This window comes from Caulobacter sp. UNC358MFTsu5.1, from assembly GCF_000712075.1.
Classification (GTDB): Bacteria; Pseudomonadota; Alphaproteobacteria; order Caulobacterales; family Caulobacteraceae; genus Caulobacter.
The window spans coordinates 1,129,686-1,143,243 of record NZ_JONW01000005.1; the positions used below are offsets into that span (position 1 = coordinate 1,129,686).

A 13,558-nucleotide genomic window follows, 5' to 3' on the forward strand; every position below is an offset into this window, starting at 1 on the left:
ACGACTTGGTTCGGACGCCCGACGCTCGGGCCGTCAGGCCAGGGCGCGCTTGTAGAGCGCCAGCAGGTTGGCCCACGCCTTCTCGGCGGCGGGTTCGTTGTAGACGGCGCTGCCCTTGACGGTCCAACCGTGGGCCGCGCCCTCGAAGACCTCGACCTGGGCCGGGCGCTTGGCCTCGGCGAAGGCGGCCTTCAGCTTGTCCTTCACGGTCGGGTCCTGCTTGTCGTCATTGTCGGCGACCTCGATCAGGTACTCGGCGTGGGTCTTGGGGATCAGCAGGTGCGGGCTGGTCGGCTGGTCGGTGAACAGGCCGCCGCCGTGGAAGGTGGCCACCGCGCCGATGCGGTTCGGGACCGCCCCGGCGGTGCGGAACGAGAGCGGGCCACCCATGCAGTAGCCCTGGACGCCGGCCTTCTTGGCCTTGTTGGTCTGGGGCTGGGCGTCGAGGAAGGCCAGATAAGCGACGGCGTCGCGGTCGGTGCCCTCGGGCGTCACGGTGGCCCGCAGCGGGGTCAGCTTGGCGCGGTCGTCGGGCTTGGAGAAGTCGAAGGTCCCGTCGATCACCGGCGCCTTCTTGGCCCGGTAGTAGAGGTTGGGCACCAGCACCACATAGCCGGCCGCGGCCAGCCGCTTGCCCATGTCGCGGAACGCCGGACGCAGGCTCAGCACGTCGGGCCAGATCAGCACCGCCGGCCATTTGCCCTTGCCCTCGGGATAGTAGAGGGCCGCGTCGGCCACGCCGTCGGGCGTCTTGATCTCGACGTCCTTCTCGACGACCGGGCTCTGCGCCCCGGCCGAGGTGGCGGCGACCCCGCCCAGGGCGGCGGCGGCCAGGCCGAAGGCGCGGCGCGACAGGCGGGGATCGTGGACCAGGCCGGGGTGGATATCGTCGTCACACATGCGAGCAGTCTCCGTCGGAGCGGGCGGGGATGGGGTGAACCCATTACCGCATGACCCAACACCAGAAATGTTTCAACGAGGAAACAACGTTCGACGAACCGGACCTGGCGCGCGACCGACGACCCAGCCGGCCGGCGGATCATCCGTGTTCGGCCAGGTCGAAGATGCGCGTCGCCGGCGTCCACTTCTCGCCCGGCGCCGCCCAGGGCAGGGTCTTCTGCAGGGCGCCCATCATCGCCTCCCAGGCCTGGACGTCCGGATCGGCGGCGTCCGCCGCGGCCTTGGCCTCCGGCGAGAAGTCCGGCCCGGTCTCCATGATCATGAACAGCCGCGGACCGGTCAGCCAGATCTGCATCTCCAGTATGCCCGCCGCCCGGATCGAGCGGATCACCGCCTCGGGCGGCCCGCCGGGCGCGTGCCAGCGCCGGTAGGCGGCGATCGTCTCAGGGTCGTCGTGCAGGTCCAGCGCCAGGCAGTGCCGCATCCGGTGTTCCTTCCCTCGTGCCGTTTTGTTTTCATATTTGACGCGACACATCACATGTGATGCTTTTCGTTCCAGACAAACGGGAGCGGGTCAACCGCCCCCAAGGGAGGAACCCGCCTTGGACAACAGTCCCCCGCAACGGACGGCGCTGGCGCCGTTGATCCTGATCGTCGCCCTGTTCTTCCTGTGGGGGGTGGCCAACAATCTCAACGACGTCCTGATCCCGCATCTGAAAAAGGCCTTCTTCCTCAATGACCTGCAGTCGGGCCTGGTGCAGATGGCCTTCTATCTGGGCTATTTCTTCCTGGCCCTGCCGGCCAGCGTGGTGATGCGCCGTTGGGGCTACAAGGCCGCGGTGATCGTCGGCCTGCTGCTGTTCGGCCTGGGCGCCCTGCTGTTCTACCCCGCCGCCGAGGTCCGGCAGTATTCGTGGTTCCTGGCCGCCCTGTTCGTCCTGGCCTCGGGCCTGGCCTTCCTGGAGACCTCGGCCAATCCGTTGATCACCGTGCTGGGCGACCCGGCCAAGGCCGAGCAGCGCCTGAACTTCGCCCAAGCCTTCAATCCGCTGGGCTCGATCACCGCCGTGGTCGTGGGCCGCCAGTTCATCCTGTCCGGCGTCGAGCCGACCAAGGCGGAGTTCGCGGCCATGACGCCGGCCCAGCTGGACGCCTTCCAGACGGCCGAGGCCCATTCGACCCAGGTTCCCTATCTGGTCATCGCCGGGGTGGTGCTGGCCTGGGCGCTGCTGGTGGCCCTGACCAAGTTCCCGCACCAGGCCGGACGTCCCGATCCCGGCGAGACCGATGCCGGCCTGCCGGCCGCCCAGGCCATCCCCGCCCTGCTGGCCCGGCCGCGCTTCCTGTTCGGGGTGGCGGCCCAGTTCTTCTATGTCGGCGCCCAGGTCGGGGTCTGGAGCTACATGATCCGCTACGCCCAGCACGAAGTCCCGGGCATGGGCGAGAAGACGGCGGCGGCCTATCTGTCGTGGTCGCTGGTCGGCTTCATGGCCGGACGCTTCCTCGGCACGGCCGCCATGAGCCGGGTGCGCCCCGCCCTGCTGATGGGCCTGTTCGCGGCGGTCAATGTCGGCCTGACCCTGACGGCCGCCCTGGTCGGCGGCAAGACCGGCCTCCTGGCCCTAGCGGCCACCAGCGTCTTCATGTCGATCATGTTCCCCACCATCTTCGCCGGTTCGCTGAAGGGGCTGGGCCCGCTGACCAAGACCGGCTCGTCGTTCCTGGTGATGAGCATCATCGGCGGGGCGGTGCTGACAGCGGCCATGGGCGCCCTGTCGGACGCCAGCGCCATCAACTTCGCCATCCTGGTGCCCTGCGCCTGCTTCGCCGTGGTCGGACTGTTCGGCTTCACGGCCGGCCGCGCCACGCGCGAGGACCTCCGGACGGCCCCGGTGGGAGCCCACTAGGCCATGATGGACGCCCTGGTCTGCGCCGCGCCCGGCGAACTGGTCCTGGAACGCCGCCCGATCCCCGATCGGGCGGCGGACGAGGTGCTGATCCGGGTGCGGCGCGTCGGGATCTGCGGCACCGACATGCACATCTTCCGGGGCGCCCAGCCGTTCCTGGCCTATCCCCGGGTCATGGGCCACGAGCTGTCCGGCGAGGTGGTCCAGGCGCCGGACGACAGCGGTCTGGCGCCGGGCGACCCGGTCTATGTCATGCCCTACATGTCGTGCGGGACCTGCGCCGCCTGCCGCAAGGCCAAGCCCAACTGCTGCATGAACATCCAGGTGCTGGGCGTCCATCGCGACGGCGGCATGGCGCAATACCTGGCCGTGCCCGCCGGCTTCGTCCGGAAGGCCGAGGGCGTGACCCTGGACGAGGCGGCGATGATCGAGTTCCTGGCCATCGGCGCCCACGCCGTGCGCCGGGCGGGGATCACGCCCGGCCAGTCGGTCCTGGTGGTCGGGACCGGCCCCATCGGCATCGCCGCGGCCCTGTTCGCCAAGCTGCAAGGCGGGGTCGTCACGGCGCTGGACGGCCGCCGCGACCGCCTGAAGTTTTGCCGGGATCATCTGGATACGGATCATATCGTCGACCTGGGCGCCGACACGCCAAAGGTGCTGGCCGAACTGACCGGCGGCGACTTCTTCGACGTGGTGTTCGACGCCACCGGCGCGCCCAAGGCCATGGAGGCCGGCTTCGCCTATGTCGCCCACGGCGGGACCTATGTGCTGATCTCGGTGGTCGGGGCCGACATCACCTTCTCCGACCCCGAGTTCCACAAGCGCGAGACCACCCTGCTGGGCAGCCGCAACGCCACGCCCGAGGATTTCGACGCCGTGGTCGCGGCCATGCGGGCGGGCCGGGTCCCGACCAAGGCGCTCAACACCCACGCCGCCGCCCTGGCCCAGCTGCCGCAGGTGCTGCCCGGCTGGATGGAGCCGTCGGCGGGCGTCATCAAGGCGATCGTCGCATGCTGATCGACGCCCACCAGCACTTCTGGCGCGTGGGTCGGAACGGCTTCTCCTGGCCGACGCCCGATCTCCTGGCCATCCACCGCGATTTCGGCCCGGCCGACCTGGCGGAGGTCGGCGCGCCCGTCGGCCTGACCGGGTCGGTGCTGGTGCAGTCCCAGGCCGACGACCGCGACACCGACTGGCTGCTGGACCTGGCCGCCGACGAACCGCTGGTGCTGGGCGTGGTGGGCTGGGCCGACCTGAAGGCGCCGGACGCCCCGGACCGCATCGCCGCCCTGGCCCGTCGCCCCAAGCTTCGCGGCCTGCGGCCGATGCTGCAGGACCTGGACGACGACGCCTGGATCGCGTCGCCGGACCTCGACCCCGCCCTGGACGCCATGGTCGCCCACGGTCTGTCGCTGGACGCCCTGGTCCTGACCCGCCACCTGCCGCACCTGCTGGACCTGGCCCGCCGCCGGCCCGACCTGGCGATCGTCGTCGACCACGGCGCCAAGCCGCCCATCGCGACCGGCGAAGACGCCGAGGCCTGGGAACGCGGGATCGACGCCCTGGCCGAGCTGCCGCAGGTGTTCTGCAAGCTGTCGGGCCTGCTGACCGAGGCCGGGCCGGCGCAGCCGACCGACGCCCTGGCGCCCTATGTCCGCCGGCTGGTCACGGCGTTCGGCCCCGAGCGCCTGATGTGGGGCAGCGACTGGCCGGTGCTGGACCTGGCCGGCGATTACGGCGGCTGGCTGGCCCTGGCGAAGGCGCTGAGCGGCCTGACCGATCCGGCCGATCTGGCGGCCCTGTTCGGCGGGACATGCCGCCGCTTCTATCGGATATAGGGCCATGGCCGAGTCCGAAGACACCCTCTCCAAATACCGCGCCCCCGCCCTGGAAAAGGGCCTGGACGTCCTCGAGCTGCTGGCGGCGCGGGGCGGGCCCCTGGGCATGGTCCAGATCGCCGCGGCGCTGAACCGCTCGGTCAGCGAGCTGTTCCGCATGGTCCAGGTGCTGCAGCACCGGGGCTACATCGCCGACACCCCGACCGGCGAAGGCCTGGTCCTGACCGACAAGCTGTTCTCGCTGGGCATGGCCCGGGCCCCGACCCGGACCGTGCTGGAGGCCGCCCTGCCGGTGATGCGGCGGCTGTCCGACGCCATCGGCCAGTCCTGCCACCTGGCGGTGGCCAGCGCCGACCAGATGGTGGTGGTGGCGCGGATCGAGGCCCCCGGCAACCAGGGCTTCTCGGTGCGGGTCGGCTACCACCGGGCCATCGTCGAGGCGACCTCGGGCCTGGTGCTCTACGCCTTCCAGCCCGAGCCCGTGCGGGCCGAGTGGCGCGCGCGGCTGGAGCCGACCGTCGCCCCGACCGCCTGGTCCGGTTTCGAGGCGCGGGCCAAGAAGGCCCGGGCCGACCGGCACGTCCTGGCGCCCAGCGACGTGACCCGGCTGGTGCTCGACCTGTCCGCGCCGATCTTCGGGCCCGACGGCGTCGCCGCGGCCCTGACCTCGCCCTATGTCGAGACGCCCACGTCCCTCTCGGTGCCCGACACCATCGCGGCCATCAAGGCGGCCGCCGACGAGATTTCCGTCGAGCTCGGAGGCCCGACCCCGTGAACCTGGCCGATCCCCTGCCTGTTTCCCGCGACCGCCCGGCCAACCGGCTGGGCCTGCCGCCGCTGGGCTTCGGGGCCGCTGGGATCGGCAACCTCTACGCCGCCGTGAGCGACGCGGCGGCGCGCGAGGCGGTCGAGGCCGCCCTAGCCGCGGGCCTGACCTATTTCGACACCGCCCCGCACTACGGCTTCGGCCTCAGCGAGACTCGCCTGGGCGCCATCCTGCCGCCGACGGCCAAGGTCTCGACGAAGGTCGGCCGGCTGCTGCGTCCCGCGCCCGAGGCCGACCCGGCGGCCGAGCGCCACGGCTTCGTCGCCGCCGCGCCGTTCGAGCCGGTGTTCGACTATTCCTACGACGGTGTCATGCGGTCGTTCGAGGCCAGCCTGAAACGCCTGAAGCGCGACCGCGTCGAGGTGCTGCTGGCCCACGACCTGGGCCCGGTCACCCACGGCGCCGACGACGCCATGCGGCGACGCCAGTTCTTCGAGGGCGGCTACAAGGCCATGCGGGCCTTGCGCGACGGTGGGGCGACGGACGCCATCGGCCTGGGCGTCAACGAGTGGGAGATCTGCGACGCGGCCCTGGACGAGGGCGATTTCGACGTCTTCCTGCTGGCCGGCCGCTACACCCTGCTGGAGCAGACGGCGCTGGACCGCTTCCTGCCGCGCTGCGCGGCCCGGAACGTGTCGATCATCGTCGGCGGCCCCTTCAATTCCGGCGTCCTGGTCGAGGGCGTCAAGGCGGGCGCCCACTACGACTACGGCCCGGCCTCGGCCCAGGTGCTGGATCGGGTCCGCCGGCTGGAGGCGGTCTGCCGGGCCCACGCCACGCCCCTGGCGGCGGCGGCCCTGCAATTCCCGTCGGCCCATTCCCAGGTGGTCAGCGTCATCCCGGGCCTCTCCAGCCCGGACCAGGTGCGCCAGGCCCTGGCTTGGGCCGGCCACGCCATTCCCGACGCCCTGTGGGACGATCTCCGCGGCGAGGGCCTGCTGCATCCCGACGCGCCGACGCCCCGCGCGGCGGGGAAGGCTTGAGAAGGTTTCGATGAGTCTGATCCTGCTGCATCCCGACGACAATGTGCTGGTGCTGAGCGCGCCGGTCCGCGCCGGCCAGGTCCTGACCATCGACGGCCAGGCGGTGACCGCCGGGACCGACGTCGGGGTCGGGCACAAGCTGGCCCGCCGTGCCCTGGCGGTCGGCGACAAGGTGCTGAAATACGGCGCGCCCATCGGCTCGATCACCGCCCCCGTGGCCGCCGGCGGCCACGTCCACCTGCACAACATGAAGAGCGACTACATCGCCAGCCACACCCGGCAGGCGACGGGTTCGGAAGGACATTGACCATGACCCAGACGCTGCAAGGCTATCTGCGGTCGGACGGCCGCAAGGGCATCCGCAACGTGGTGGCCGTGGCCTATCTGGTCGAATGCGCCCACCACGTGGCCCGCGCGATCGTCACCCGGAGCGACGACGCCGACGTCCACCTGATCGGCTTTCCCGGCTGCTATCCCAACGCCTATGCGCTGAAGGTCATGCAGGCGATCACCACCCATCCGAATGTCGGCGGGGTGCTGCTGATCTCGCTGGGCTGCGAGAGCTTCAACCGCGAGCAGCTGCGCGCGACCATCGAGGCCAGCGGCCGTCCGGTCGAGACCCTGGTGATCCAGGAGAGCGGCGGCACCGCGAGCACGATCGCCAAGGGCCTGGAGGCGGTGGCGCGCCTGCGGGCCATCGCCGCCGAGACGCCGACGGCGCCCATGGCGGTCTCGGAGCTGGTGATCGGCACGATCTGCGGCGGCTCGGACGGCACCAGCGGCATCACCGCCAACCCCGCCGTCGGCCGCGCCTTCGACCGCCTGGGGGCGGCGGGGGCGGCCTGCGTGTTCGAGGAGACCGGCGAGCTGGTCGGCTGCGAGCGGATCATGGCCGACCGGGCGATCACGCCGGAACTGGGCCTGGAGCTGGAGCGCAGCGTCCAGAAGGCCGAGGCCTACTACACCGTCATGGGTTACGGCAGCTTCGCGCCCGGCAACGCCGAGGGCGGGCTGACCACCCAGGAAGAAAAATCGATGGGGGCCTATTCCAAGTCCGGATCGGCGCCGATCGTCGGGATCCTCAAACCCGGCGACCTGCCGCCCAGCGGCGGGCTCTACCTGCTGGACGTGGTGCCCGACGGCGAGCCGCGCTTCGGCTTCCCCAACATCTCGGACAACGCCGAGATCGTCGAGCTGATCGCCTGCGGCGCCCACCTGACCCTGTTCACCACCGGCCGCGGATCGGTGGTCGGCTCGGCGATCTCGCCGGTGATCAAGGTCTGCGCCAATCCCGAGACCTACCGCAAGCTGGCCGGCGACATGGACGTCGACGCCGGGCGGATCATGGAGGGGCGCGGCACGCTGGACGAGGTCGGGACCGAGATCCACGACCTGGTGCTGGCCGTGGCCGGCGGCCGGCGCACCGTCTCCGAAGCGCTGGGCCACCAGGAATTCATCCTCACCTACAAGGCCTTCGACCCGATCGGTCCGGCCTGCCTGCCGCTGCGGCGGACCAGTTAGCGAGTAACGACGATGGGAAGACTTTCCGGCAAGACCGCCCTGGTCACGGCCGCCGCCCAGGGCATCGGCAAGGCCAGCGCCGAGCTGTTCGCCCGCGAAGGCGCGCGGGTGATCGCCACCGACGTCAACGAGGCCCTGCTGGGCGAGCTGCAAGGCTGCGAGACCCGCCGCCTGGACGTGCTGGACCCGCGGGCCATCCTCGACCTGGCCGCCGAGCTGGGCCCGATCGACGTGCTGTTCAACTGCGCCGGGGTTGTGCACAGCGGCACGATCCTGGACTGCGACGAGGCCGCCTGGGCGTTCTCCACCGACCTGAACGTCACCGCCCAGTACCGGATGATCCGCGCGTTCCTGCCGGCCATGCTGGCGGCCGGCGGCGGCTCGATCGTCAACATGTCGTCGGTGGCCAGCTCGATCAAGGGCGTGCCCAACCGCTTCGCCTACGGCGCCACCAAGGCCGCGGTGATCGGCCTGACAAAGGCCGTGGCGGCCGATTTCGTCGGCCAGGGCGTGCGCTGCAACGCCATCTGCCCGGGCACGGTCGAGACCCCGTCGCTGAACCAGCGCCTGGCCGACACCGGCGACTACGAGGCCGCCCGGGCGGCCTTCACCGCCCGCCAGCCGATGGGTCGCCTGGGCAAGCCCGAGGAACTGGCCCAGCTGGCGCTCTACCTGGCCAGCGACGAGTCGGCCTTCACCACCGGCCAGATCCACATCATCGACGGCGGCTGGATCAACTGATCCGACCCAGGGTCTTGTCGACCAGGCCGTCCAGGTCGCCGGCGTCGTCGCCGAACAGGGTCAGGTCGTCGGCGCTGGCCTGGGCGAACAGCGCCACGGCCTCGTCGGACGCGGCCAGCAGGGCGACGGCGGCCTGCGCCTCGTCGGGCGGCCAGCGCTCAAGATCGGCCCCCAGGCTGGCGAGGCTGGCTTTGAACCGGGCGATATCCATGGCTACAGATCTTCTTCTGTCTCTGGAGATTGGTCTTCAGCGCCGCACGCCCCCGTTTGAGGAGCGACCGCACCGCCTGTTCCGAGCAGTCCAGGACGTCGGCGATTCTACCAACGTCCAGCTCCTCGAAATAGAACATAGTCAGGGCCTGGTTCTGGGCGGCCGGCAGGCGTTCCAGGGCCAGGCGCAGGCCCTTGGCGCTTTCCATCCGTTCCAGACGGACATGAGCGTCTTCCGGGGCGTCCTCGGGCCGCGCCACGCGCTGGTCGGCGTCGGCCAGGCGGGCGATCACCTCCTGCGGCTCGGGCGAGGCCTGGGAGACGCCGCGTAGCGAACGACGCCGGTCGATGGCCTTGTTGACCGCCACCCGGTGCAGCCAGGTCGAGAACCGCGCCTCGGGCCGCCAGTCCAGCCGCGCCCGCCACACCGCCACGAACACCTCCTGGGCGACGTCCTCTGCCTCGTGCACGTCGCCCAGCACGTTCAGCGCCAGCCGCCGCACCAGCCGCATGTGGCGCTCGACCAGCAGGCGGAACGCGCCCGGCTCGTCGCCGGCGCAGGCCAGGAACAGATCCTCGTCCGAGCGATCGTCGGGAAGAATGTTGTTCGTCGAACCAGGCATTGTTTCGGTCCAATCCAGAGCTTGTCTGAAAATAGGACAGGCAAAACAGGGGCCACATTTCGAATAACTGCGTTAGTAAAATGGCCGGATATTTGGCGGCAATATTATTGCCTTACTATTGTTTCCCTCTGAGACATTTGCAAAACGGTTGAAGCAGGTCCAGCATTTTTTGATACAGAGGCGACATACTGCTTCGGCGAGAGGCCTCGGTGAGCGTTTCCAGCAAGGAACGGTAAAACCGGCGAAGCATCGCGCCGTCCTGTCCGGCGGCCGAAAAATCCAGGCTGGTCGACAGCACCATCAGGATCTGGGTCGCGCGGGCGGCGTGACGGCACATTTGATCCAGCGCCCCGGCCTCGTGGGCCGATTTTGCCGAGGCGATCGCGCGGTGCAGCTCCTCGTGCACGGCGGCGAGCACGTCGCGCGGGTTCTGGTTGAGATTGCGCGCGGCCGCGTAGGCCCCGAGGGCTCTTGCGTTAGTCGTCGTCATCGCTGGTGCTGGCTCCGAGAATGGCTTTGATCTGCTGTTGAAGAAGCTTGGCGGCCGAGAGCTCGCTCTCCATGGTCGCGTACCTGGCGACCAGCTTTGTCCGGTAGTCCTCGGCGTCGGTCCGGATGTCGTCGGCCTTGCTGGTCAGGTCGGTGTCGATGGTTTCCAGGCTGGCGATCTGGGTCTGGATCGTGCCGTTGGTCGTGTTGGCGTAGCCGCCGAGCAGGCTGGTGACCTGGTTGGCGAAGCCCTGCTGCACCTTGACGGCGATCGCGCCGCTCGTGGCCGGCGACAGGGCGAAGGATAGCCCCTCGTAGATCGTGCCCTTGGCGCCGGTGATCAGGCTGCCGACCACGGTGAACAGACCGCTCTTGCCGCCCACCGTCACGTCGGTGATGGCCCCGTCCACGGCGGTGACGTCCAGGCTGAAGTCGAACGACTGGGTCGTGGCGTTCTTCATCAGCTTCAGGCCCGCGTTGTCGGTCGAGAAGCTGGTCTCGAAGAAGCCGGCCACGCTGGAGAGGTCGGTCAGCAGCAGGTTGTCCAGGGTGGTCTCGCTGGACAGCTGCAGCTGGTTGTTGGAATCGAAGGTGAGCCCCAGGTCGGACAGGTCGGAGACGTCGTCGCCGGACGAGGCGGGCGAGCCCGACAGCACGGCCGAAAGCTGGCGGTTGACGTCACGCAGGATGCTGTCGGCGAACAGCACCGCATCCTCGGGCACCGTGCCGTCCGAGCCCACCGTCTGGTTGGTCGCCACGAAGGCGCGCAGGGCGTTGTAGGCGGTGATGAAGCCGGTGATCGCCGTCTTGATGTCGTCGTAGTTGGCCTCGACGTCGAGCGTGATGGTCTGGCCGGCCGTCGTGCCCTGCAGCAGCGAGATCGACAGGCCCGGGATCACGTCGGTCAGCTCGTTGCCGTCGCTGGTGATGGTCTGCTGGTCGACGGTGACGATCGAGGGCTGGGCGGCCTGGAGCTCCGAGGCGAAGGCGCCGGTGGAGTCGGTCAGGCCGATGCCCAGGGCCACGTCGTCACCCGACGTGGCGGCGACGGTGATGGCCTGGTTGGTGTCGCTGGTCGACAGCACCAGCCGCGCGCCGGTCCCGGTGCTGATCACCGTGGCGGTCACCCCGCTGGTCGCGGTCTGGGCGTTGATGGCGGTCGACAGGTCGTTCAGCGTCATGCCGCTGGTGACGGTGATGTCGACGGCGGTCCCGTTCGCCGCGCCGATCGACATGACGCCATCCAGCCCCAGGGCCGTCTTGGCCGAGGCCTGGGTGGCCGAAGCCACCTTCTGGGCCTTGGCCAGTTGGGTGACGGTGATCTCGTACGAGGCCGCGACCGCGTCGCTGTCGGCGCTGACCGCCAGGATGTCGGTGGCGTCCGCCCCGTCCGAGGCGGTCAGATAGGCCTGCTTCTCGTCGAAGGCGTTGGTGGTGGTCGAGATCGCGCTGTAGGTCGACGAGGCCAGGCTGGACATCGAGTCCGACACCGCCTGCAGCAGCGACTGCAGGGTCTGGTAGGACGAGATCTTGGTCTTGTTGGCGGTGACCTTGGCGTCGATCGTGTCGGCGCGGGCGGTCTTCTGGGCGACGGCCGCGTCGATGATGGCGTCGGTGTCCAGGCCCGACACCGTGCCGGTGACGTAGCTGGTCGAGCCCGAGGTCGAAACGCTGCTGGTCGTGGTCATGGTTGGCCTATTGGGGCGGGCCTGCTGGGAGGACGGGGAAAAGCGGCGGGAGGGTCAGGGAGGCCCTCCCGCCGAGGTCACGGACGCCGGCGGGGAGCCGACGGCGTCCGTCGATGGACCTACTGCAGCAACTTCAGCAGCGACTGGCTCATCTCGTTGGCCTTGCCGAGAGCGGCGATGGCGGCCGAGGTGAGGGTCGAGGCGTTGGTGTAGTTGGTCTGCTCCGAGGCGATATCGACGTCCGAGATCGCCGATTTCGCCGACTGCAGGTTCTCCAGCGAGGTGGAGATCACGTCGCCGCGGTAGTCGAAGCGCGACAGGGTGGCGCCGACATTGGCCCGGGCCTCGGAGACCTGGGTGATGGCGGTGTCGATCGCGTCCATCGCCGTGGCCGCCGAGGCGGCGCTGGTGATCGACGTCGCGTCGATGCCCAGGGACGCCGTGTCGGCGGCCTCGAGCTTGACGCTGATCGTGTCGCTGCTGCTGGTGCCGACCAGGAAGTCGACGCCCGTACCGTTGGTGTAGGCGCTGGTTCCCGTGCCGGCCGTGGCCGTCCAGGTGACCGTGTTGACGGAGTCCGCCAGCAGGTCGTCGGCGGTGGCCTTGGCCGTGCCGGCGGCGTTCAGCAGGAGCGCGCCGGTGTCGTCGACATAGTCGCCCACCTCGACGGTGGTCGCGGTGCCGTCGGCCAGATAGCTGACGGCGCCCAGGCTGGTGTTGCCCGTGGCCACCTTGAAGTAGTCGGTGTCCAGCGTGCCCGCGGAACCGGCGGTTCCCAGCGTGGTCGTCACCGAGGTCCCGCTGGAAGACAGCAGGGCCACCCCGTTGAAGTTGGTCGTCGACGCGATGTCGTCGATTTCGTCCTTCAGCTGGGTGTATTCGGCGTTGATGTAGCTGAGGTCGTCGGTGCTGGAGCTGCCCGACTGCGCCTGGGCCGTCAGCGACTTCATCCGTTGCAGGATGTCGGCGATGTTGGACAGGGCGCCGTCGGCCGTGTTGAGCACCGAAGTGCCGCTGGTGACGTTGGTGGCGGCTTGGTTCAGCACGGTGATGTCAGCGTTCATGGACGTCGCGATGGCGAGACCCGAGGCGTCGTCCTTGGCGCTCACGATCCGCGAGCCGCTCGACAGCTTGGCCAGGGATTCGCTCTGCGCGGCGCTGTTGGTGTTCAGGTAGCGCAGGGCGGTGTTGGCCGCTGTGTTGGTGGAGATGACAGGCATTTTCTAATCCGGCTCTCTAGCTAGAGGCCACGCCGGACGACCCGGCGCGGGAAGCCTCCCGCCGTTCTGCGCGGCCAGGCTTCACCGGGTTGAACGAGACCCCCTCGCCGGATGGGGCGGACTATTTTCGCCTGCGCCAGAAGGTGGGGACACACACTCACCCCGAAGCCTCCGCCAGGGTCGCTCAGGCCTTGCCGTGAGTGTGTGTCCCTCTCTTCGACCCGGCCTTTCGAGGCGATCAAAAAAACACCGCCCCATCCGGCGCCCCCGCTCCGTTGAACCCTGCGAACGACGCCGCCCGGCGTCATTGGAGGGTTCCCATGACCGCCATCGCCTCGACCACCAGCGCCGCGACCACGGCCGCCACCAGTTCGTCGTCCAGCACGACGGCCCTGGGCACCACCGACTTCCTGAAGCTGCTGATGACGCAGCTGACCAACCAGAACCCGCTCGATCCGCAAGACCCCACCGAGTTCACCAGCCAGTTGGCGACCTATTCGGGCCTCGAGCAGCAGATCAACATGAACACGACGCTGTCGACGATGTCCGACAACATGTCGTCGCTGCTGACCCAGGTTCAGCTGCTCGCTTCCGGCCAGAGCTAGGGGCGCG

16 protein-coding genes are annotated in these 13,558 nt (G+C 69.5%); 9 read left to right on the plus strand and 7 right to left on the minus strand.

The annotated features are described in order from the left end of the window. Positions 1-33 precede the first annotated feature (33 nt). Both BR39_RS0107145 and BR39_RS0107150 read right to left on the minus strand, forming a co-directional pair. A complete protein-coding gene (locus BR39_RS0107145) occupies positions 34-900 on the minus strand; it encodes a dienelactone hydrolase family protein (protein WP_029909161.1) in 867 nt (288 codons plus the stop codon). A 139-nt stretch (positions 901-1,039) separates the two neighbouring features. Continuing rightward, positions 1,040-1,384 (minus strand): L-rhamnose mutarotase, encoded by a 345-nt coding sequence (locus tag BR39_RS0107150; RefSeq protein ID WP_029909163.1) that lies wholly within the window; start codon positions 1,382-1,384, stop codon positions 1,040-1,042. 118 nt (positions 1,385-1,502) lie between these two features. Here BR39_RS0107150 and fucP point away from each other — a divergent pair, with 118 nt between their 5' ends. Genes fucP through BR39_RS0107190 form a run of 8 tightly spaced genes read left to right on the plus strand, consistent with a single transcriptional unit; the run spans position 1,503 to position 8,716 of the window. After that, positions 1,503-2,807, plus strand: coding sequence for an L-fucose:H+ symporter permease (fucP, locus tag BR39_RS0107155; protein ID WP_029909164.1), 1,305 nt, complete (start codon positions 1,503-1,505; stop codon positions 2,805-2,807). Between the two features lie 3 nt (positions 2,808-2,810). After that, complete coding sequence (locus BR39_RS0107160; RefSeq protein WP_197026652.1) at positions 2,811-3,824, plus strand: zinc-binding alcohol dehydrogenase family protein; 1,014 nt, start codon at positions 2,811-2,813, stop codon at positions 3,822-3,824. Then, the gene (locus BR39_RS0107165) at positions 3,818-4,645 is read left to right on the plus strand and encodes an amidohydrolase (protein WP_029909168.1); all 828 of its coding nucleotides are present in this window, start codon (positions 3,818-3,820) and stop codon (positions 4,643-4,645) included. Before BR39_RS0107160 ends, BR39_RS0107165 begins: the two co-directional genes overlap by 7 nt. 4 nt (positions 4,646-4,649) lie before the next feature. Continuing rightward, complete coding sequence (locus BR39_RS0107170) at positions 4,650-5,420, plus strand: IclR family transcriptional regulator (RefSeq protein ID WP_029909170.1); 771 nt, start codon at positions 4,650-4,652, stop codon at positions 5,418-5,420. Further along, positions 5,417-6,454 (plus strand): aldo/keto reductase, encoded by a 1,038-nt coding sequence (locus BR39_RS0107175; protein ID WP_029909172.1) that lies wholly within the window; start codon positions 5,417-5,419, stop codon positions 6,452-6,454. The genes BR39_RS0107170 and BR39_RS0107175 overlap by 4 nt, the downstream gene beginning before the upstream one ends. Before the next feature lie 10 nt (positions 6,455-6,464). Continuing rightward, entirely contained in the window at positions 6,465-6,761 is a 297-nt protein-coding gene (locus BR39_RS0107180) for a UxaA family hydrolase (protein WP_029909174.1), read from the plus strand. 2 nt (positions 6,762-6,763) lie between these two features. Next, on the plus strand, positions 6,764-7,975 hold the full coding sequence (locus tag BR39_RS0107185) for a UxaA family hydrolase (protein WP_029909176.1): 1,212 nt from the start codon (positions 6,764-6,766) through the stop codon (positions 7,973-7,975). A 12-nt stretch (positions 7,976-7,987) separates the two neighbouring features. Continuing rightward, a complete protein-coding gene (locus BR39_RS0107190; protein ID WP_029909177.1) occupies positions 7,988-8,716 on the plus strand; it encodes an SDR family oxidoreductase in 729 nt (242 codons plus the stop codon). Here the strand turns inward: BR39_RS0107190 and BR39_RS0107195 are convergent. The 5 genes from BR39_RS0107195 to BR39_RS0107215 all read right to left on the minus strand — a co-directional run bounded on the left by BR39_RS0107195 (position 8,709) and on the right by BR39_RS0107215 (position 12,946). After that, complete coding sequence (locus BR39_RS0107195) at positions 8,709-8,927, minus strand: hypothetical protein (protein WP_029909179.1); 219 nt, start codon at positions 8,925-8,927, stop codon at positions 8,709-8,711. The genes BR39_RS0107190 and BR39_RS0107195 overlap by 8 nt on opposite strands. Then, positions 8,875-9,549: an RNA polymerase sigma factor gene (locus BR39_RS0107200; protein WP_029909181.1), complete on the minus strand. Its 675-nt coding sequence runs from the start codon at positions 9,547-9,549 to the stop codon at positions 8,875-8,877. The genes BR39_RS0107195 and BR39_RS0107200 overlap by 53 nt, the downstream gene beginning before the upstream one ends. 115 nt (positions 9,550-9,664) lie before the next feature. Then, complete coding sequence (locus BR39_RS0107205) at positions 9,665-10,039, minus strand: flagellar protein FliS (RefSeq protein ID WP_029909183.1); 375 nt, start codon at positions 10,037-10,039, stop codon at positions 9,665-9,667. Further along, positions 10,026-11,726 carry a flagellar filament capping protein FliD gene (fliD, locus tag BR39_RS0107210; RefSeq protein WP_029909185.1) on the minus strand — a complete coding sequence of 567 codons (1,701 nt, stop codon included), beginning with the start codon at positions 11,724-11,726 and terminating at the stop codon, positions 10,026-10,028. The genes BR39_RS0107205 and fliD overlap by 14 nt, the downstream gene beginning before the upstream one ends. Positions 11,727-11,845: 119 nt before the next feature. After that, on the minus strand, positions 11,846-12,946 hold the full coding sequence (locus BR39_RS0107215; protein WP_029909187.1) for a flagellin: 1,101 nt from the start codon (positions 12,944-12,946) through the stop codon (positions 11,846-11,848). A gap of 320 nt (positions 12,947-13,266) precedes the next feature. Between BR39_RS0107215 and BR39_RS0107220 the strand changes: the two genes are divergently transcribed. Beyond that, a complete protein-coding gene (locus BR39_RS0107220) occupies positions 13,267-13,551 on the plus strand; it encodes a flagellar hook capping FlgD N-terminal domain-containing protein (protein ID WP_029909189.1) in 285 nt (94 codons plus the stop codon). Positions 13,552-13,558 lie beyond the last annotated feature (7 nt).

Excerpts from the sequence above, each read along its gene's own strand:
- BR39_RS0107205 (WP_029909183.1), bottom strand. The coding sequence starts at position 10,039 with ATGACGACGACTAACGCAAGAGCCCTCGGGGCCTACGCGGCCGCGCGC.
- BR39_RS0107215 (WP_029909187.1), bottom strand. The coding sequence starts at position 12,946 with ATGCCTGTCATCTCCACCAACACAGCGGCCAACACCGCCCTGCGCTAC.
- BR39_RS0107145 (WP_029909161.1), bottom strand. The coding sequence starts at position 900 with ATGTGTGACGACGATATCCACCCCGGCCTGGTCCACGATCCCCGCCTG.
- fliD (WP_029909185.1), bottom strand. The coding sequence starts at position 11,726 with ATGACCACGACCAGCAGCGTTTCGACCTCGGGCTCGACCAGCTACGTC.
- BR39_RS0107150 (WP_029909163.1), bottom strand. The coding sequence starts at position 1,384 with ATGCGGCACTGCCTGGCGCTGGACCTGCACGACGACCCTGAGACGATC.
- BR39_RS0107185 (WP_029909176.1), top strand. The coding sequence starts at position 6,764 with ATGACCCAGACGCTGCAAGGCTATCTGCGGTCGGACGGCCGCAAGGGC.
- BR39_RS0107190 (WP_029909177.1), top strand. The coding sequence starts at position 7,988 with ATGGGAAGACTTTCCGGCAAGACCGCCCTGGTCACGGCCGCCGCCCAG.
- BR39_RS0107170 (WP_029909170.1), top strand. The coding sequence starts at position 4,650 with ATGGCCGAGTCCGAAGACACCCTCTCCAAATACCGCGCCCCCGCCCTG.
- BR39_RS0107200 (WP_029909181.1), bottom strand. The coding sequence starts at position 9,549 with ATGCCTGGTTCGACGAACAACATTCTTCCCGACGATCGCTCGGACGAG.
- BR39_RS0107220 (WP_029909189.1), top strand. The coding sequence starts at position 13,267 with ATGACCGCCATCGCCTCGACCACCAGCGCCGCGACCACGGCCGCCACC.
- BR39_RS0107165 (WP_029909168.1), top strand. The coding sequence starts at position 3,818 with ATGCTGATCGACGCCCACCAGCACTTCTGGCGCGTGGGTCGGAACGGC.
- BR39_RS0107195 (WP_029909179.1), bottom strand. The coding sequence starts at position 8,927 with ATGGATATCGCCCGGTTCAAAGCCAGCCTCGCCAGCCTGGGGGCCGAT.
- BR39_RS0107180 (WP_029909174.1), top strand. The coding sequence starts at position 6,465 with ATGAGTCTGATCCTGCTGCATCCCGACGACAATGTGCTGGTGCTGAGC.
- BR39_RS0107160 (WP_197026652.1), top strand. The coding sequence starts at position 2,811 with ATGATGGACGCCCTGGTCTGCGCCGCGCCCGGCGAACTGGTCCTGGAA.